Origin of the sequence: Flavobacterium sp. LS1R10 (assembly GCF_003968825.1) — a bacterium.
Classification (GTDB): Bacteria; Bacteroidota; Bacteroidia; order Flavobacteriales; family Flavobacteriaceae; genus Flavobacterium.
The window spans coordinates 141,613-161,795 of record NZ_RYDH01000004.1; the positions used below are offsets into that span (position 1 = coordinate 141,613).

At 36.8% G+C, this 20,183-nt stretch carries 18 protein-coding genes; 8 read left to right on the plus strand and 10 right to left on the minus strand.

What is annotated here, in order from left to right; translation table 11 throughout:
* Positions 1 to 31: 31 nt before the first annotated feature.
* The 6 genes from EKL96_RS09180 to EKL96_RS09205 all read right to left on the minus strand — a co-directional run bounded on the left by EKL96_RS09180 (position 32) and on the right by EKL96_RS09205 (position 7,324).
* Positions 32 to 1,348 (minus strand): ABC transporter permease, encoded by a 1,317-nt coding sequence (locus tag EKL96_RS09180; RefSeq protein WP_126461197.1) that lies wholly within the window; start codon positions 1,346 to 1,348, stop codon positions 32 to 34.
* Positions 1,349 to 1,445: 97 nt separating this feature from the next.
* Positions 1,446 to 2,366: an ABC transporter ATP-binding protein gene (locus tag EKL96_RS09185; protein WP_126461200.1), complete on the minus strand. Its 921-nt coding sequence runs from the start codon at positions 2,364 to 2,366 to the stop codon at positions 1,446 to 1,448.
* Between the two features lie 233 nt (positions 2,367 to 2,599).
* Entirely contained in the window at positions 2,600 to 3,715 is a 1,116-nt protein-coding gene (dnaJ, locus tag EKL96_RS09190) for a molecular chaperone DnaJ (RefSeq protein ID WP_126453722.1), read from the minus strand.
* Positions 3,716 to 3,791: 76 nt separating this feature from the next.
* Entirely contained in the window at positions 3,792 to 4,364 is a 573-nt protein-coding gene (locus EKL96_RS09195; protein WP_126461203.1) for a nucleotide exchange factor GrpE, read from the minus strand.
* Between the two features lie 288 nt (positions 4,365 to 4,652).
* Complete coding sequence (gene hisS, locus EKL96_RS09200; RefSeq protein ID WP_126461206.1) at positions 4,653 to 6,029, minus strand: histidine--tRNA ligase; 1,377 nt, start codon at positions 6,027 to 6,029, stop codon at positions 4,653 to 4,655.
* A gap of 125 nt (positions 6,030 to 6,154) precedes the next feature.
* Complete coding sequence (locus EKL96_RS09205) at positions 6,155 to 7,324, minus strand: hypothetical protein (protein ID WP_126461209.1); 1,170 nt, start codon at positions 7,322 to 7,324, stop codon at positions 6,155 to 6,157.
* A 154-nt stretch (positions 7,325 to 7,478) separates the two neighbouring features.
* Here EKL96_RS09205 and EKL96_RS09210 point away from each other — a divergent pair, with 154 nt between their 5' ends.
* Positions 7,479 to 8,723 (plus strand): ABC transporter permease, encoded by a 1,245-nt coding sequence (locus tag EKL96_RS09210; RefSeq protein ID WP_199739588.1) that lies wholly within the window; start codon positions 7,479 to 7,481, stop codon positions 8,721 to 8,723.
* 59 nt (positions 8,724 to 8,782) lie between these two features.
* Here EKL96_RS09210 and prmC read toward each other — a convergent pair whose 3' ends face one another.
* Together prmC and EKL96_RS09220 are read right to left on the minus strand one after the other, a co-directional pair.
* A complete protein-coding gene (prmC, locus tag EKL96_RS09215) occupies positions 8,783 to 9,676 on the minus strand; it encodes a peptide chain release factor N(5)-glutamine methyltransferase (RefSeq protein WP_126461213.1) in 894 nt (297 codons plus the stop codon).
* 14 nt (positions 9,677 to 9,690) lie between these two features.
* Complete coding sequence (locus EKL96_RS09220) at positions 9,691 to 10,176, minus strand: GNAT family N-acetyltransferase (RefSeq protein ID WP_126461216.1); 486 nt, start codon at positions 10,174 to 10,176, stop codon at positions 9,691 to 9,693.
* Between the two features lie 140 nt (positions 10,177 to 10,316).
* On the opposite strand from EKL96_RS09220, the gene ribD reads away from it, so the two are divergent.
* From ribD to EKL96_RS09235, 3 genes are read left to right on the plus strand one after another with little or no spacing between them, the layout of a single operon-like run.
* Positions 10,317 to 11,360 (plus strand): bifunctional diaminohydroxyphosphoribosylaminopyrimidine deaminase/5-amino-6-(5-phosphoribosylamino)uracil reductase RibD, encoded by a 1,044-nt coding sequence (gene ribD / locus EKL96_RS09225; RefSeq protein WP_126461219.1) that lies wholly within the window; start codon positions 10,317 to 10,319, stop codon positions 11,358 to 11,360.
* Positions 11,353 to 11,955: an HAD family hydrolase gene (locus EKL96_RS09230; RefSeq protein ID WP_126461222.1), complete on the plus strand. Its 603-nt coding sequence runs from the start codon at positions 11,353 to 11,355 to the stop codon at positions 11,953 to 11,955. The genes ribD and EKL96_RS09230 overlap by 8 nt, the downstream gene beginning before the upstream one ends.
* Before the next feature lie 56 nt (positions 11,956 to 12,011).
* The gene (locus EKL96_RS09235; protein WP_126461225.1) at positions 12,012 to 12,635 is read left to right on the plus strand and encodes an IMPACT family protein; all 624 of its coding nucleotides are present in this window, start codon (positions 12,012 to 12,014) and stop codon (positions 12,633 to 12,635) included.
* Positions 12,636 to 12,664: 29 nt separating this feature from the next.
* On the opposite strand, the gene EKL96_RS09240 is transcribed toward EKL96_RS09235, so the two are convergent.
* Positions 12,665 to 13,069, minus strand: a complete 405-nt coding sequence (locus EKL96_RS09240) for an acyl-CoA thioesterase (protein ID WP_126461228.1) — start codon at positions 13,067 to 13,069, stop codon at positions 12,665 to 12,667.
* A 186-nt stretch (positions 13,070 to 13,255) separates the two neighbouring features.
* On the opposite strand from EKL96_RS09240, the gene dnaA reads away from it, so the two are divergent.
* From dnaA to EKL96_RS09260, 4 genes are all read left to right on the plus strand, one after another.
* Entirely contained in the window at positions 13,256 to 14,683 is a 1,428-nt protein-coding gene (gene dnaA / locus EKL96_RS09245; protein ID WP_126461231.1) for a chromosomal replication initiator protein DnaA, read from the plus strand.
* A 7-nt stretch (positions 14,684 to 14,690) separates the two neighbouring features.
* Positions 14,691 to 15,158: a low molecular weight protein-tyrosine-phosphatase gene (locus tag EKL96_RS09250; RefSeq protein WP_126461234.1), complete on the plus strand. Its 468-nt coding sequence runs from the start codon at positions 14,691 to 14,693 to the stop codon at positions 15,156 to 15,158.
* Between the two features lie 87 nt (positions 15,159 to 15,245).
* Positions 15,246 to 15,968 (plus strand): SAM-dependent methyltransferase, encoded by a 723-nt coding sequence (locus EKL96_RS09255; protein WP_126461237.1) that lies wholly within the window; start codon positions 15,246 to 15,248, stop codon positions 15,966 to 15,968.
* A gap of 435 nt (positions 15,969 to 16,403) precedes the next feature.
* Complete coding sequence (locus EKL96_RS09260; protein ID WP_126461240.1) at positions 16,404 to 17,285, plus strand: SDR family oxidoreductase; 882 nt, start codon at positions 16,404 to 16,406, stop codon at positions 17,283 to 17,285.
* Between the two features lie 215 nt (positions 17,286 to 17,500).
* On the opposite strand, the gene EKL96_RS09265 is transcribed toward EKL96_RS09260, so the two are convergent.
* Positions 17,501 to 19,432: a polysaccharide biosynthesis protein gene (locus EKL96_RS09265; protein WP_126461241.1), complete on the minus strand. Its 1,932-nt coding sequence runs from the start codon at positions 19,430 to 19,432 to the stop codon at positions 17,501 to 17,503.
* Between the last annotated feature and the right edge of the window lie 751 nt (positions 19,433 to 20,183).

Here is a 20,183-nt window from a genome sequence, read left to right on the forward strand (position 1 = left end):
TCAGTTAACCAAATAACCGATTAAACTTCTATTAGTATTTCAACCATTTATATAATTCCCTCCAAGTGGGTTTCTTGCCATACATTAGTATTCCTATTCGGTATATTTTTGCGGCAAACCAAACTACAGAAAAGAAGGTGCCAAATAGCAGCGTTACTGAAATGGCGATTTGCCACAAAGGTACGCCAAACGGAATTCGCATCAGCATAACAATTGGTGATGTAAGCGGAATCATTGAAAAAATAACGGCAATTGTTCCGTGTGGATCATTGATAACCGTAAAAAAACCAACGTAAACACTCAGCATCAATGGCATAATGATAGGTAAAAGGAATTGTTGTGAGTCCGTCTGATTGTCTACTGCGGCACCAATGGCTGCGTAAAACGAACTGTACAAAAAATAACCGCCGATGAAATAAATCACGAATCCAATCAAGATATTTGCAATGGGCAGATTCCATAATTCCTTAATATACATTTGGGCAGTTCCAGTCATTTCCTGCTGTGCAGCTTGCATCAATTCAGGCGAAACGCTGGCGCTTGGACCCACATTTACCCCAAAAAAGACTGAGGCTGCAAACATTAATGAGAGTCCAATGATAGCCCAAATAAGGAACTGCAGCAATCCGGCTAGCGCAGTTCCAATGATTTTGCCCATCATCAGTTGAAACGGTTTGACCGAGGATATAATAATCTCTACAATTCGGCTGGTTTTCTCTTCGATCACACTTCGCATCACCATGTTTCCGTAGATGATTATGAACATCATTATGAGGTATCCAAATGCGCCACCAATCCCAATTTTGATTTCGTTAAGTCCTTTGACACTCTCTTCACCCGATGCTTTTGTCAAACTAATATTGACTTGGGCCTGGGCTTTTTTTATGGCAAGCGTATCTAAATGTGCTTTTTCTAAATTGTTTTTCGTCAATTTATTAGCAATCACATCCTGAACTTTTTCTATAAAAGAAATACTGGGACTGTTGTTTGAAATAAACTGTATTTTATTTTCGAAATCCTTTGTGTGTTCTGACTTTGGAATATATAATAGTCCTTCATAGCGCTCGTCAGCGATGCTGTCTTTCAAAAATTTTAAATCTACAAGAGATAAATCGAGGTATTTGTATTGGCTGTTTTTGTTGTTTTTAAGTATAAATTCTTTAACGAACAAACCTGATTCATCATGAATGGCGATGCGTTTGGTATCCGCTTTCATGGAACTTAAATAGCCTATAAATGCTGCTATCCCAACAAATAACAACGGACTTAAAAAAGTCATTACAACAAAAGATTTATTACGCACTTTAGTAATAAATTCTCTTTTTATGATTAATGAAATGATACTCATTTTTTAGACTGCTTAAATTTTTAAATTACTTAGATTTTTTTAGAACAATTAGATTAGGAAACTGTAAAAAGTCTGACAATCTAAGAAGTCTAACCATCTATTGTGTTACTGTTTGAATGAAAATATCATTTACACTAGGAATTTTTTCTACAAAATGTGTTACTTGTCCACATTGTGTAAGGATATTCAATAATTCATTTGGCGTAGCATTTCCGAGTTGGATTTCCAGTTTTAACTCGTTATTCAGTGATTTAAAATGTGCCGGAGCAACGCTAAATTTCTGTGTAATAGCAGACATCAATCCCGCTGCATTATCCGATAAAATACCCACTTCAAAACTATTGGTTTTAAATTGTCTTTTAACATCGTCCAGTTTTCCTTCAATCAGTTTATCTGATTTGTGAATCAAAGCGATGTGATCACATAATTCTTCTACGCTTTCCATGCGGTGTGTCGAAAAAATTATGGTGGCTCCTTCTTCTCGCAACGCCAGAATTTCTTCTTTGATAATAGTGGCATTCACGGGATCAAAACCAGAAAAAGGTTCATCAAATATCAATAGTTTTGGTTTGTGCAACACACACACGACGAACTGAATTTTCTGAGCCATTCCCTTAGAAAGTTCTTGGATTTTCTTGTTCCACCAGCCTTGTATTTCAAACTTTTCAAACCAATACTCCAGTTGTTTTTTGGCTTCAGCTTTAGAAAGCCCTTTCATCTGGGCTAAATACAAGCATTGTTCTCCTACTTTCATCGTGTTGTACAAGCCTCTTTCTTCCGGTAAATATCCTATATATTGAACGTGTTTGGGTTGCAGTTTTTCGCCATCAAGAATAATTTCGCCACGGTCCGGCAATGTAATTTGGTTTATTATTCGGATAAGTGATGTTTTTCCGGCTCCGTTTGGACCTAAAAGTCCGTAGATACTTCCTTTAGGAACCGTTAATGAAACCTGGTTAAGCGCAACATAATCACCGTATTGCTTGACAACTTTATTCACTTCAAGAATATTACTCATGCTTATTTTTTAATTGGTGTAAAAGTAAATAATTCGTGCCAAAATACTAAGAATTGTTTCCTATATGTAGCATTTAATATTCAGCGGTCATCTATGTTATCGCTTTGTATTTATTGCTGTTTGTACGCAAACAAATTGTTAATGGCGATTTCATAAAAAACCCATCCTTATTATAACAAGGATGGGTAATGTATTTTTTTAATCGAATCGATAACTCGAGTCTAACTTTTTTTTTATGAAAACATGTCTTTTACTTTCTCAAAAAAGGATTTGTCTGATTTTTCCGGATTTGGAATAAAATTCTCATCCGTAAGATTTTTTTCGAAAAACTGTTTTTGATCTTTATCCAGCGTTTTTGGCGTCCAAACATTGACATGAACCAGTAAATCGCCGTTTCCATACCCATTGATACTCGGAATTCCTTTTCCTTTTAATCTCAAAATTTTACCGGATTGGATTCCTTCTTCTAGTTTGATTCTCACTTTTCCGTTTATAGCTTCAATGTCTTTGGAAATTCCTAGAACCGCTTCAGCAAAACTAATGTATAAATCGTAGTGTAAATTCTCTCCTTCGCGTTTCAAGAATTCATGCTCTAACTCTTCAATTGCCACAATTAAATCTCCCGGAATACTGTTTCCCGGAGCATCGTTCCCTTTATTAGACACTTTCAATTGCATGCCGTCTACCACACCCGCAGGTATTTTTATAGAAACAGTTTCATCTTCAAGAATCATTCCTTGCGCGTCTGCTTCGGCTGGTTTTTTATCTAGAATTTGTCCGGAACCACCACAGGTAGGACAGGTAGAAGCCGATTGCATTCTGCCCAAAATGGTATTCGTAACACGCATTACTTGTCCTTGACCGTTACAGGTTGAACACGTTTTATAACTAACTCCAGGGGCCTGAACTTTACGTTTTACTTTTACTTTTTTCTCCACGCCGTTGGCAATTTCTTCCAACGTCAATTTTACTTTGATGCGCAGGTTGCTTCCTTTAGCGCGACGAACACCGCCTCCACCGCTGTTGAAACCACCAAAACCGCCACCAAAAATATCCCCAAACTGACTGAAAATATCATCCATATTCATACCTCCGTGACCACCTCCGCCACTGAAACCACCCGATCCATCAAAAGCTTGATGGCCGTATTGGTCGTATTTGGCTTTTTTCTGAGGGTCGCTCAATACTTCGTAAGCTTCAGCAGCTAGTTTGAATTTATCTTCTGCCGATTTGTCTCCAGGATTTTTGTCAGGATGGTACTGTAAAGCGTTTTTTCTATATGCTTTTTTAATTTCAGCAGCATCAGCACTTTTGGAAATGCCTAATATTTCGTAAAAATCTTTTTTCATTTTTATTTTTTTATACAGTACAGACGCAATGTATCTCGTCTTTGTCTATTTAATTAAGACGCAATAAATCGCATCTCTACTGACCGATAACCACTTTTGGAAAACGAATGATCTTGTCTCCTAATTTATATCCTTTTTCAAGAACATCAACAATTTTCCCCTTCATCTTTGGAGCTGGAATCTGAGTAATTGCCTCTGCAAAATCCGCATCAAAAACATCTCCAGCTTTAACCTCAACTTGCTCTAATCCTTTAGAAATCAAAGTGCTTTTTAATTTCTCATGAATAAGCTCCACTCCCTTTGTCAACAATTCGTCATCCGATTTGTTTATTTCAACCAAAGCCCTGTCAAAATCATCCAATACAGGCAGCATCGCTAATAACACTTCTTGATTAGCCGTTTTGAATAATTCAATACGCTCTTTGGTTGTTCTGCGTTTGTAATTTTCAAATTCAGCAAATAAGCGTAAATATTTATCTTTCTCTTTAGCTAAGTCTTGCGTTAATTGCTCTTCTACACTTAATTCCTCAACAATGATTTGCTCTTCATTGGCATTATTTTCTAATGTCACCTCCTCTAATTCTTGATCGATTTCTGTATTTTCGGTAGTCATAGTACTCGTATTTTTAAAAATATTCTTAAACTTCATTTTTATTCTTTTTGGGATTGCAAAAGTACTGCCAATTCTTTTAAAATGTCAAATTGTCATCTTTTTATTGATTTCGCTTTTCTTTTCAATATAACACCTGAGTACTCAAAATTTTAAGATTATTTTAAGATTATCTTGCTATTGTTTCTTTAGCTTTGTTAAAATTTTTTATTTAGAACACTTTTAGAAAGTAAAAACTCACGATTTTATTCTAAACAATTATTAATTCACCATTACCTAATAGTAAAAAAAAGCTTCGTGTACTAAAACGGAGCTTTTTTTATGTGTTTAAGACCGTAACAAATCTTGTTTTAGACTCTCAAAATCCACTGTACGCTGTTCCCCCGATATTAAATTTTTGAGCACAAACGTATCCGACGCTATTTCCTGTTCTCCTGCAATTACGGCAAAAGGAATTCCTCGTTTGTCCGCATGCTGAAACTGCTTGGCCACTTTAGCATTATCCGGATACAATTCCACTTTAATTCCTGCAGCTCTAAGCTTCTGAATGGCTTGCAATCCATAAAAAGCTTCAGCATCACCATAATTAATAAACAATGCTTTTGAAGTTGCTGTTACGGTTTCCGGAAACAAATTCAATTCTTCAATCACCAGGTAAATGCGGTCCAGTCCAAAAGAAATCCCCACACCACTCATGTTTTTCAATCCAAAAATTCCGGTCAAATCATCGTATCGTCCGCCGCCGCCAATGGAGCCCATTGCAACAGCTTTTGGCGGCGCCACTTCAAAAATGGCACCGGTATAATAATTCAATCCCCTAGCCAGAGTTACATCCAGGTCTAAAGTCGAATTGCTCAAACCTAATTTCATCACATTATCACAAATGAAACGCAATTCTTCCACGCCTTTCATTCCTTCCTCTGACTCAGCAAGCAAGACTGAAAGTTGGCTTATTTTTTCAGAAATGGTTCCTGTAAAATGGAATAACGGCTGGACTTTCAGAATTGCTGCTGCTGAAATTCCTTTCTCCATCATTTCTTTTTTGACCCCGTCTTCGCCAATTTTGTCCAGTTTATCGAGTGCCACTGTGAAATCGATCAGTTTATCCGATGCTCCAATCACGTCTGCAATACCGGATAATATTTTTCGGTTATTGATTTTGATGGTTACCCCTTCTAATCCCAAAGCTGAAAAAACAGTGTCATATAATTGCACTAATTCTACTTCTTGCCACAATGATTTAGACCCTACCACATCCGCATCACATTGAAAAAACTCTCTGAAACGGCCTTTTTGGGGGCGATCCGCTCTCCAAACGGGTTGGATTTGGTATCTTTTGAACGGGAATTCAATCTCGTTTTGGTGCTGTACCACATACCGGGCAAATGGAACGGTTAAGTCATACCGCAACGCTTTCTCCGAAATGCTCGCTGTCAGTTTTGTACTGTCTTTATTTTCGAGATGCGTGGCATTGGCTTTCGCCAAATAGTCTCCGGAATTCAAAATCTTAAAAATCAAACGGTCGCCTTCTTCTCCGTATTTTCCCATTAGGGTTTCGGAATTTTCAAATGAAGGGGTTTCTATGGGTTGAAAACCAAATTTCTCGAAATTGTTTTTTATGATTTGGATGATATAGTGCCGTTTTGCCACCTCGGTTGGTGAGAAATCTCTGGTTCCTTTTGGAATACTAGGTTTTGATGCCATTTTAATTAATTACAAATTACGAAATACGAATTACAAAAAACAAAATCGATTTCTTCAAAATCGTAATGGCTACATTGAAAATCCTAATTCTCTCTGCAAATATCCTGATTTTTAAATAAAAAAAATTAGAAATTTCCAATTATCTCAAATTCCTTCTTTTGGTCTTTGTTATCAGAAACTCGTTTCAAAAAATCTTTAAGCTCATTCGTTAAAGGCAGTTGATTTTGAGTGTTCCAAAAGGTTGCCGAATAAGGAAATTTAGCTTTAAAAACATCTTTGTCAACAGCAAAATTGGATTCTACTTTTTCATTAGTAACAGAATTGGTTGTAAAATAATCCATTGTTAAGTTGTATTTAAATGACCCATCGCTATTTTTATCAGCTAATACTTCTACCTGTGCATTCAGTTTTGCTAAATTGAGATAGTATTTATTTACTGTACTGTTTTTATTGTAGGTGACGAGTTTTTCGTATCGTGTGGTCCTATATTGCGTACTTGAAAGCTTAAATTTTTTAAAAGGTATTACTTCAGGATTATCATAGATTGACACAAAAAATTCGACAATTGCGTAATCATTTCTATTAATAATAAAATACCCTTTACTAATTTGCCCCCAAACATTTTTTTGTTTGGCTTCAAATAAAAATTTTCTAAAATCAAAATCATTATAATCCACCTCGGTAAAAATATTTTGATCCAACGCTGGATAGAATCCACCAAAAAACTCTGTAAAATCTGGAAAGGCAAAATCAATCTGCTTCTTTTTTTCAAAAAAACTAGTTTTCCTCATATTTAAAACTTCGATCTCACTAAAATTTTTGGGAAATGAATTTTTACCTCTTTTGGCGTGAATATCCTGCAACACGACGATGCTGTTGCCTTTTTTGAGTACATTTCTTAAAAAGAAGTTTGAAGTATACTTTGCACTATAATTGTCGACCATTTTATCATATACTTTTTTGATAAACGATTCATTATTAGCCACAACAACCTCCTTTAGTTCAAAGGCTTTGGCTTCCATAAAAATGGTGTCGTGCCTTTCTATTCTTTCAAAAGTAGTTTTCAGAGAATTATAGCCCAGCAAATTAAAATTAATTTCATTACGGCCAGAAATAAATACAAATAATCCTTCTTGATTTGTTGTAGAATTATCTTTATCATTATAAATACTAACGTTTTCTAAAGGTACTTTTGTTGTTTTATCAGCAATCATTTTAGTGATTTTAAAATTCTGGGAGTGACCAATATTGCTACAAAAAAGAATACAGAAAAAGGCGAAAAAAATATTATTCATTTCAAATAATTATAAATTAAAAATTTCAAAAAAATATATTTCCTAAAAATGGAAATTTAAATTTTTCTCACACCAAATATATTGATTCAAAATAAATATTCTGTCTTCGAAAGCTTAATTTGTAACAAAAATTGTAATTTCGTGTCAAACGTATATGATGTTAAAATTATTCAAAGAAAATATTCGGATTGCATTTGGTTCCATCCGAACGCAATTGTTGCGAACGGTGCTTACGGTGATGATTATCGCTATTGGGATCACGGCTTTAGTCAGTATTCTTACGGTTGTTTCGGCACTTGAAAACACTATTTCCTCAGATTTTGCCTCCATGGGAGCCAATACCTTCAACATTAAACAGTACGAAAACACCACTCGAAATCGTGGCGGGGACGAGCGAGAAATCATTAATCCCATCATTTCTTATCCGGAGGCTGTGGCTTTCAAGAAAAAATACAACTACCCATTTACAGAAACGTCGCTTTCCTTTACCGCGACATCTGCCGCCGAAGTAAAATATGAGGCAACAAAAACGGATCCCGAAAATGCGATCCTCGGAGTTGACGAATTTTTCATAACGAATTCCGGATTAGCAACCAGTTCCGGTCGCAATTTTACAGGATTTGACATTGACAACAATGCGTATGTATGTGTTGTAGGGTCTGATTTTGAAAAAGGATTGCTGAAAGACGTAAATCCCATTGATAAAATAATATCCATCCGAGGAGCTAAATTTAAGGTCATAGGAGTTTTGAAAGAGAAAGGATCCACGTTTGGGAACAGTCAGGATTTACGGGTTTTGATTCCAATTCAACTAGCGCGCTCCTTGTTTACGGCACCCAACATCAATTATACAGTGAGTGTCATGGTGGGCAAAAAAGAATTACTGGAACAAGCTCTGGACAACGCCACAAGTACGATGCGCCGGGTTCGTAAATTGAGTCCCGTAGAAGACAGTAATTTTGGCGTCGTGCGCAGCGATGACTTGATCAACCGAATTTTAGGAATCACAAAATACCTGGGACTGGCATCCTGGCTTATAGGCATCATCACCGTGCTGGGATCTTCGATAGCCCTGATGAATATCATGATCGTCTCCGTTACGGAACGCACCCGGGAAATTGGAGTCCGTAAAGCCTTGGGAGCCAAGAAAACGACAATCGCCATTCAGTTTTTTATAGAAACATTACTGATAGGCCAAATGGGCGGATTAGTAGGCATTATTTTTGGAATCTTAATCGGATTTGGTATTGCCACAGCCATGGACTTTGCCTTTGTAATTCCGTGGGGCGCTATCATGGCGGCTTTTATTACCAGTTTCATTGTAGCGATTGCTTCTGGTTTATATCCCGCAATCAAAGCGGCGGTCCTGGATCCCATTGAAGCCTTGCGTTATGAGTAGATTACAGTGGTCAGTCTCTAAAACTTTTGAAAAACTGATCCGTTTTCAACTTATAAATACTAATTACTTATTTCTCCTTTAATCATCCGGTCATTCCCGTAAATATCTTTTCGTAATTCGATGTTTTTGAAATTCATTTTTTCGAGTAAATCGACCATTTCTTTGCCTAAATACTGATTAATTTCAAAATACAACTTTCCGTTTGGCAGCAGATTTTTTTGAGCCAGTTTGGCTATTTTTTTATAAAAAATCAATGCGTCATTATCTTCTACAAAAAGTGCCAGATGCGGTTCATAGTCCAATACATTTTTCTTAATTTCCTCTTTTTCTAAATTGCGAACATACGGCGGGTTAGAAACAATAACATCAAATTGTGGATCTAGCCCTTCGACTGCGCTCAGGGAGACCACTTCCAGAATGTTCTGATTGATAAAAGTAATATTTACAGCATTATTGTGGGCGTTATTGTGGGCTGTAGCCAACGCTTTTTCAGACACATCAATTGCAAAAACCTGCGCATTCGGAATGTGTTTTGCCAATGAAACAGCAATACAACCACTTCCCGTGCCTATGTCAAGAATCTTTAAATCTTTGAATTTTTCAATCTTTAAATTATTTCTAATAATCCATGCGACTAGTTCTTCGGTTTCGGGTCTTGGAATCAATACATTTTCATTGACTTCAAAATCCAATCCGTAAAAACTCGTTTTGCCTAAAAGATATTGTATCGGGATTTCCTGTTTTAATTGTGCCAAAATCGAATTCCAAACTACCCTTTCCGTTTCCGAAAAAACCAAATCAGGATGCAAGGCCAGATCTATTCTTTTCAGTTGATGCTTTTCTTCTGCTATTAAATAGAAAAAACTCTCTGCTTCTCCGGCATCATAAATTGGAGTCAGTTCTTGAATAAATTGGGTTCTGTAATCTCTAATTTTAACGGAACTGTTTTTCATTTAAAATTCATGATTTATAATTTTTTGAGCATCCATATCGGACAACTGGTATGACCAGTGCTTCCCATGGGCGACTCAAGGTATTCAAAACCTACTTTCTTATACAGTTTCTGGGCATCAAGCATAAATGGCATGGTTTCAAGATAACAATTTTCAAAACCAAAATCCTTGGCACTTTCTAAACACTGAGCCATCATCTGACTTCCAAGTCCAAGACCTCTGGTTTCCGGCAGGAAATACATTTTTTGAAGTTCACAAATGGTTTCTGCTTCATTTTCAAGTGGGGCAACCCCGGCAGAACCTATAATTTTCCCATCCTTTTCCACCACATAATAAACCGATTTTGGCTTATTATACTCCTCATACATTAAATCCAAATACGGATCTTCATACGCCGTTCCTACTTTTGGAATCTTTAATTCGTCAAAAACTGCTCGTATCAATGCTGCAACTGCGAGATTGTCTTCTTTTTTTATTTTTCTAATGCGGTACTTTTCCATTTTTTTTCAGAAACTAATTTTAGCCACAAAAGTATCAATTGTTTGTTGTTATTCTCTAAAGTTTTTAAAACTAATCCTGCCTCAATCCCAAGTTTGGGTACCTGATTGGGGCTACACGCAAAAATCACTACTTTTGTAGAGTGAAAATACATGAAAAATACATCAAACGGTGCGTCGAGCTGGCCAAAAATGGTCTGGGAACCACCTATCCAAATCCGTTAGTAGGCAGTGTAATTGTTTGTGACGGCAACATCATTGGCGAAGGCTGGCATCAAAAAGCAGGAGAACCGCACGCAGAAGTCCTTGCAATAAATTCCGTAAAAGACAAATCGCTGCTGAATAAAGCAACTATTTACGTGAGTTTAGAGCCCTGCAGTCATTTTGGCAAAACACCGCCCTGTTGTGATTTGATTATCAAAAATAAAATTCCAAATGTAGTTATAGGCACTGTTGACCCCAATATAAAAGTGGCAGGAAACGGAATCAAAAAGCTCATGGAAGCCGGAGTACACGTAACCCTAGGCGTTCTGGAAGACGAATGCCAGGAGCTCAACAAAAGGTTTTTTACCTTTCACAAAAAGAAAAGGCCGTATATTATCTTGAAATGGGCACAAAGTCAAGATGGTTTTATTGCGCCAAAAGAAAAATCAGAAAAAAAACCGGTCTGGATCACCACTATTTATTCCAGACAACTGGTTCATAAATGGCGCACCGAGGAGCAAGCCATACTGGTGGGAACACAAACTGTTATTGATGATAACCCAAAACTCAATGCGCGCGATTGGTATGGAAACAATCCCATTCGGGTGGTTTTAGATCAAAAGAACCGCATCCCAAAAGACAGTCACATCTTTGACAATCACGTTAAAACTATCCTTTTTTCCGGATTTAAAACGGGTGTTGAAAAAGAAAATACTATCTTTGAGTGCATCGATTTTGAAAAAAACACAGCTGAACACTTGGTTCAATCCCTGTACAAACATCAAATTCAATCCGTTATCATTGAAGGCGGAAGGCAAACGCTGCAAACTTTTATCGATGCTAATCTTTGGGATGAAGCTCGAATATTTGTTGGAAATATCCAATTTAAAACTGGAATCAAGGCGCCTATTCTTGTTCAAAAACAGTTCACAAAACAATGCATAGGTTCAGACGAACTTCTAATTCACAGAAACCATGATTAACACTATCATTTTTGATTTTGGAGATGTTTTTATCAACTTAGACAAACAAGCCACCGTTACTGCGTTCCAGAAATTAGGCCTGAAGGAATGGAATGCTGATTTAGACCATTTGAACATCCAGTTTGAAACCGGAAAAATTTCCCGTGAAAATTTCCTTTTGGGCATTCAAAAACATCTTCCAAATGCCACCACCAAAGAAATTCTAGCCGCTTGGAATGCCATACTCCTCGATTTCCCGTTGTATCGATTGGAATTCCTGCAAATGCTTTCGCAAAAATACCGCTTGTTTTTATTATCCAATACGGATGCTATTCATATAGAAACGTTCGAACGCAAAAACGGGATTTCTTTTTACAGGGATTTTTACCAATGCTTTGAGAAAGTCTATTTTTCATTTGAGCTAGGCTTAAGAAAACCAAATCCTGACGCTTTTCATCATTTGATAAGCAACCATGAATTAGCGCCCAAGCGAACGTTATTTGTCGATGATAAAAAAGAAAATACAGATGTCGCACTCGCATTGGGATTTGAAGTTTGGAATTTACAAGTAGGCACAGAAGATGTCATCCATTTACTGGACAAAAAAATAATTTGAAAGAACCGCTTCAAGTAATATCAAATTTCAAATTTCACTCCTTTTTTTAATTTCAATTGAAAGACACATACAACACCATTGCATTTTCTTCAGAGGAACTGCTATTCAAAGAAAAAAACAGCAAATTTTTTGGCTATGCCTATCCCATTCAATCGGAGGACGAAGTAAAGCCGCTCATCGATATTTTGCGGAAGCAACATCCTCATGCAGGACATTTTTGCTATGCCTATCAAATTGGCACCAGCACAATGGCCTATAGAGCAAACGATGACGGAGAACCAAGCCATAGTGCCGGTATGCCTATTTACGGACAAATTCAGTCGTTTTCAGTCACTAATATCCTGTTAGTCGTAGTTCGGGTTTTTGGCGGCGTGAAGTTAGGCGTTGGCGGCTTGATTACTGCCTATAAAACCACGGCACAACTGATTCTGGAAAGCTGTGCCATTATAGAGAAAACAATCGATTGTCATTTTAGCCTCGCCTTTGAGTACCAAAATATGAATAAAGTAATGCGGGTCATCAAGGAACAAAAATTGGAAATTGTATCTCAGGAAATGGAAATAAGTGCGATCACTACCCTTCCGATAGGTAAAATCGAGCTAAAAACCCGAAAAAAAAATGCCGAAAAACTATTCGACACTTTCAATTCGATGTTTGAAATCGGTATAAAACGACTCTAATTCCCATTCAATATTGCTTCTTTTGTACTTTATTCGATTGTTTTTAACAATTCTAAAATATACGCTGGAGGAGCCATTGGACGACCTGTTTTTAAGGAGACAAAAACCAAAATAAATTGAGCCGTTGTTAATAACTCATCAGATTCATTATAAATAGCACAATCAAATTCTATCTTCACCGAAGTCTGGCTTTTGAAAATCGTATGAACCGTTAACAACTCATCATAGCGCGCTGATTTTTTATAATTAATATTCATAGAAACAATAGGCAGCGCAATTCCGCTTTGCTCCATATTTTTATAGGAGATCCCTTTGTTTCTAAGCCATTCCACCCTTCCTATCTCAAAATAAGGAATGTAATTCCCATGGTATACAACTCCCATTTGATCCGTTTCCGAGTATCGCACCCGAACTTCTATTTGATGATCTTTCATTACTTATGTATTAAAAAAATTTAAATTTAAAAAAGCGCCTTACAACAATAATTCGGGAAATTAGTGCCCTATATATTTTTTTTTACAGAAATTTGTTCACATATTTGTTACCCCAATAAATAATCACACAACCTCTTTTTTTTAGTAAGATAAAAATTACCAATTAAAAATAATTTAATAGAATATATGAACAAAACTGCTCAATCAGTATGGGAAAACTGTTTGTCTTTCATAAAAGACAACATCCAAGACCAAGCGTACAAAACTTGGTTCGAACCAATCAAATCAGTTGAACTTACCGATAACGCATTATATATTCAGGTACCTAGTAAATTTTTCTACGAATGGCTCGAGGAGCACTATGTAAAATTGTTAAAAGTGGCCCTTACTAAAGAACTTGGAAAAAATGCTAAGTTACTTTATAAAATCAGAATGGAAAACACTTACGGCAATAAACAACCGTTTACGGAACAGTTGCCAAGCGCCAATAGAGTTCCTATGAAGCCGCAAGAAGTAGATGCTCCTTTTAAAAACTTAAACCCCGAATTAAGAAATCCATTTGTAATTCCAGGCATCCGAAATTTAAAAATCGAATCACAGCTGAATGCAAATTATAGTTTTGACAACTTTTTAGAAGGGGATTCAAATCGATTGGCTCGTTCTGCAGGTATGGCTGTTGCCAATAAACCGGGTGGAACTTCGTTCAATCCGTTATTAATTTTTGGTGGTGTTGGTCTTGGAAAAACGCATTTGGCGCATGCCATTGGGGTAGAAATAAAAGACAAATACCCTGAAAAAACCGTTTTATACATTTCGGCTGAAATTTTTACCCAACAATACATCGACTCGGTTAAGAAAAATAACCGAAATGATTTCATCCATTTCTATCAATTAATTGATGTTTTAATTATTGATGACGTGCAATTTCTTTCCGGAAAGTCAGGAACTCAGGATGTGTTTTTTCACATATTCAACTATTTACATCAAAACGGCAAACAGGTCATCCTAACTTCGGACAAGGCGCCTGTTGACATGCAAGATATTGAACAACGGTTACTTTCGCGTTTCAAATGGGGATTGAGTGCTGAATTGCACCAACCGGATTATGAAACCAGAATTTCCATCCTAAAAAACATATTGTACAGAGACGGCGTTGAAATTCCGGACGAAATCATCGAATACGTAGCGCGTAATATCAAATCGAATGTAAGGGAATTAGAAGGAGCCATTATATCATTGATTGCACAATCGTCTTTTAATAAAAAAGAAGTAACGCTGGAACTGGCTAAAAGTGTCGTTGAAAAATTTGTAAAAAATGTAAAACGAGAAATTTCTATTGATTACATTCAAAAAATTGTTTCGGAGTATTTCCAGCTGGATTTAGAAACACTGCAATCCAAAACCAGAAAAAGACACGTGGTGCAAGCCCGACAACTGGCGATGTTTTTTGCAAAGAAATTCACAAAAGCCTCTTTGGCAAATATTGGTTCCCAAATTGGAGATCGCGATCATGCTACAGTATTACACGCTTGCAAAACCGTTGATAATTTAGTGGCTACGGACAAACAATTCAAAAAATTTGTGGAAGACATCAATAAAAAATTAACGCTATAGACACCTTATGTCCATAAAAATTTTAATGGTTTGTTTGGGAAACATTTGTCGTTCCCCATTGGCTGAAGGCCTATTAGCTTCTAAGCTTCCAAAGAACAAATTCTCAGTGGATTCGGCAGGAACTGGATCCTGGCACATTGGCCATTCGCCAGACGAACGCTCTATTGCTGTTGCAAAAATAAACAAAATCAACATTTCAAATCAAAAAGGAAGGCAATTCAGCAGTGCTGATTTCGACACATTTGATTATATCTATGTCATGGATAATTCCAATTATGAGGATGTAGTGCAGCTTGCGGAGCACCCGGAACAAATAGAAAAAGTACAACTGATTTTGAATGAATTATTTCCAAACGAAAAAGTAGATGTTCCTGATCCATATTTTGGTTTGCCTAACGGATTTGAAATTGTGTACAACATGCTGGATGAAGCGTGTACGGTTCTTGCACAAAAGCTAATCGCCAAACACACCTAGTTTTTTCGGATAAAATTATTTTGGGAATCCTAACAATATACTGATCATACTATAAACACACTATTTTAAGGAACATAAATCACACCTATGAAACCAAACGCTGTTTTAGGAAAACTCTATCTAATCCCTACCACAATGGGCGATTGCGATCCTATGGATGTTTTGCCGCAAACCATAAAAAGAAGTATTGACCTCCTTGATTATTATATTGTAGAAAACGACAAAACAGCCCGCAAATCGATCAAAGGTGTTAGTCCTGAGAAGAAACAATCTGAGTTAAAACTTTTTGTTTTAAACAAACACACTGAAACCAAAGAACATTTAGACTTTATACAACCATTGCTGGAAGGGCAAAATATGGGATTAATGAGCGAAGCAGGCTGTCCCGGAGTGGCTGATCCTGGCGCTGTGATTGTCAAATTAGCCCATGAAAAAGGCATTCAGGTTGTTCCTTTGGTTGGCCCTTCTTCCATTCTTTTGGCCATGATGGCTTCCGGAATGAACGGACAAAGCTTTACGTTTCATGGCTATTTGCCTATTGAAAAAGACGAAAAAAAAGCCAGTTTCAAAACCTTGGAAAGAGTTTCTTTTGAAAAAAATCAATCTCAGATTTTCATAGAAACGCCGTATCGCAACAACAAATTATTGAAAGATTTAGTACAAACACTGCATCCCGAAACACACTTGTGCATTGCTGCGGATATCACTTTACCTACCGAATATATCAAGACTAAGAAAATTGCGGCCTGGAAAAAAGAAACCATCGACTTGCACAAACGACCGACTATTTTTATCATCCACAAAATGTAAATTTAAACTTCTTTTCCTTTTACTAAAAAGGTAAACCAGATCCGTTAACAAAGTTACAATTCAATAAAACAACAGAATACGCTGAATTGTTGGACTTAATAAAACAACACCTCTAATCATTAATTCTAATTATAAAACCCTATTTTTATGATTAGAATTAATGATTTTTTTTAGGAGTAAACTTCCAAATAGCAGCACGAGTATATTTATTGTTATGAAGTTCCCATAGTACGCGATCATTACACCCCAAATTGGGCGATTATAGAAAAAGCATGCACTCCAAAAACAAAAATGATTACAACACACACGCGGGAGAAACTGTTGAATCGTCGTGTGATGGAGTCGTCCTTTGGCAAATCGTTTCAATATATTATTATTTTATTATGCATGCATACTATTTAATTTTGCTATATTTACCATTAAAACATAAAAAACATGAGTTATACAGATAAAATGTTACGGGACGATGCTCTTAAAGGCAAAGTGATTGTAGTCACCGGAGGCGGAAGTGGTTTAGGAAAAGCGATGACTCACTATTTCTTGGAATTAGGTGCGCAAGTCGCCATCACCTCCAGGGATTTAGAAAAACTAAAAAAAACCGCTGCGGAGCTGGAAACGCTAACTGGCGGAACCTGCCTTCCTATTCAATGTGACGTACGTCATTATAGTGAAGTCGAAAACATGCTGCAAGAGGTTTTGAACACTTTTGGCAAAGTGGATGTCCTGCTTAATAACGCCGCCGGAAATTTCATTTCCCCCACAGAAAGACTCTCTGCCAATGCTTTTGACACCGTGATTGATATTGTTTTGAAAGGGACAAAAAACTGCACCCTTGCTTTTGGGAAACATTGGATTGACACCAAACAAAAATCAGCAACCATTTTAAACATCGTAACAACGTATGCCTGGACCGGTTCTGCTTATGTGGTGCCTAGTGCGACAGCAAAAGCAGGTGTCCTGGCAATGACGCGCAGTCTTGCTGTAGAATGGGCAAAATACGGAATCCGTTCTAATGCAATTGCACCGGGACCTTTTCCGACTAAAGGCGCATGGGACCGTTTACTACCCGGTGACTTAGCCGAGAAATTTGATATGGCAAAAAAAGTGCCATTAAAACGCGTGGGAGACCATCAGGAATTGGCTAATTTAGCGGCTTATCTGGTCTCTGATTTTTCAGCGTATGTCAATGGTGAAGTGGTGGTGATTGATGGTGGTGAATGGCTGAAAGGCGCCGGACAATTCAATCTGTTAGAAGCGATACCGGAAGCACTTTGGGATCAGCTGGAGCTGTTGATTAAAGCAAAGAAAAATAAATAATCCATACCCTACTCGGAACCAATTAAGTCCAAAGTTTAAACATCATAAAGTCAAATATAAAACTCGCTGGATGAAGATTGTTTTAAATGCAATTTTCATCCGTACGAGTGATCTTGATTTTGGGCGATCGTATGGGAAGTAATAAATTTGGAATTAAAAACGGTTCTCGAAACACGTCGCTCCGAGTGCGAAGCGTATTGAGAAGTTCACAATAATTATTGTTCTGTTAAATAAGGAACCGCAGCAACTTCCTCGTGTTTATCTAATATTTCATACGCTGAATTCATACTTTTAAATTCAGGCACAATCTTTTTCATTTGCGTCACAATAGCCTTATTTCCGAACCTGCTGGCAATACAAATTAATTCATCAATATCTGCATGTAATGCTTCAAACTCTTCTTGAATTTCCTGTGCAATCATAATTTTAGCATGGTGTGTGGGTATCGACTTAGACGTGTCATTGAGCAATTCCTCGTATAATTTTTCCCCGGGACGCAACCCTACAATTTGTATTTTAATGTCTTTATCCGGAATAAATCCCGCTAACTTAATCATCTTTCGAGCCAAATCAATAATTTTAACCGGTTTCCCCATGTCAAAAATATAAATCTCCCCTCCGTTCCCCATCGCACCCGCTTCCAGCACTAGTTGACACGCCTCTGGTATGGTCATAAAATAACGGATGATGTCCTTGTGGGTGATGGTCAGCGGCCCTCCTTCGGCAATTTGTTTTGTAAACAAAGGCACTACAGATCCATTGGATCCCAAAACATTACCAAAACGCGTCGTAATGAACTTTGTAGCTTCCTCCCCGTTCTCAATCTGATCCCTGAGTTGCAAGGACTGCACGTATTTTTCGGCGATCCGTTTGCTGGCTCCCATGACATTACTTGGGTTTACCGCTTTATCGGTAGAGACCATCACAAACTTTTTGACTTTGTACAAACAAGACAAATCAGCCAGAATTTTAGTTCCTTCAATATTGGTGAATATAGCCTGACAGGGATTTTCTTCCATCAGCGGCACATGTTTATAAGCTGCAGCATGATAAACAACCTGCGGACGGTAGGCTTTAAAGATTTCATCCATAGCCTGTCTGTTTCTGACATCTCCAATTACCGTGCATATTTTTACTGTGGTACTGATGTTTTCGGTTTCCAGTTTTAAATGATGCAATGGGGTCTCCGCCTGATCCAGAATAATAATTTTCTTAGGATTAAACACCAATATTTGTCGGACGATTTCGCTTCCTATAGAACCTGCTGCACCAGTAATCAAAACTACCTTATCCTTTAATTGTTTCGATATGGCTTTATTGTCCAGCACTATTGGTTTTCGCTCCAACAAATCTTCAATTTGTATGGTTTTTACTTTTTGGGAAATTTCCTTTTGATTTTCCCAATCGGAGATCAGCGGAACGGTAAATACCTTATAATTATACTCCAGACACTGGTCTACGATCACAATCTGTTCTTCTTTAGACAAACTTTTATCCGCTATAATGACACTTTCGGCACCTATAGAACGCATTAGTGTAGGCAACTTTTTCTTTTGGATTAAAATAGGCAAATCCAGCATGCGCTTAGATGCGTTTTGATTGTTCTTATCTACAAACCCGACTATTTTAAAGCGGGATGGTGTTTCAAATTTCAGCGCATTCGCTACCGAAATCGCATTGGCATCGGTTCCATAAATTATGGTTCGTATCAATTTACTGTCGTTCTTTTCTGAAAAATATAACTCAAACGTTTGCTTCACGACCACTCGGTATAAAAACAGGCCACAAAAAGAAAGTACAATATTGATAAAAAGGGCTGTATTTAAGAATGCTTTTTGTTTAAAAAAAATTTGGAAAAGAAAATTAAAAATAAAAAAAACAATCAGTACGGACATTTGTGAAAATAACAACTTGACCGCATCAATATTAGAAGAGTGCCTAATGATCCCGGAATAGGTTCTGAAAAGCCAAAAGAAAAACAAATTAGTCGCAAAAAAACCAGCAATTAAAATTGTGCTGTGGTCGGTAATAATATAATCCATTCCTGTTCCTTTAAAGATCAGAAAAGTAAACACAAAGGAGGTGGTAAGCACCATAAGATCAATTAATACGATGATCCATCGGGGCAAATAACCTAAATTATGCATATTCAGCCTTCGGTTTATTCTTGAAAAAAATTTAGAATTAAATCGGGTTGCATTTCTGTTGGTTTCCGGGTTCAAAATTGATTGGTTTTAGGTTATGCGCTTTAAACGATATTCACGTCAAATATATGAAATAAAACATTTTCTTACACGCACTATTTTTTTTAAGCCGAACAAAAAGACTATTCCTTGTGTGTCATCAATAAAAATAGAGGTGTTTTGTCTGGATAGATGTTAGAGGAAGGAGACCAAAGAACTGTGTTCAAACGGCTTAAGTAAATCACATAAGAAATCTTTTTTAACACAGATTACACCAATTTTCACAGATTATTTTTTGAATGGGAAGAGGAAACTCAGTAACAACTATTATATACTGTCGTGTATTAAAAATAGAGGTGTTTTGTCTGGATAGATGTTAGAGGAAGGAGACCAAAGAGCTGTGTNNNACAACTATTATATACTGTCGTGTATTAAAAATAGAGGTGTTTTGTCTGGATAGATGTTAGAGGAAGGAGACCAAAGAGCTGTGTTCAAATAGACGAAGCAAATCAAATAACGAGTCTTTTTTAACACAAATTACACCAATTTTCACAGATTATTTTTTGAATGGGAAGAGGAAACTCAGTAACAACTATTATATACTGTCGTGTATTAAAAATAAACAAAATGACGCAACAGATTGATATTAAATTACTTTTTACAATAATGTTCCTTTTGACTTTATGACCTTAAAACTTTCGACTTCCTTATTTCA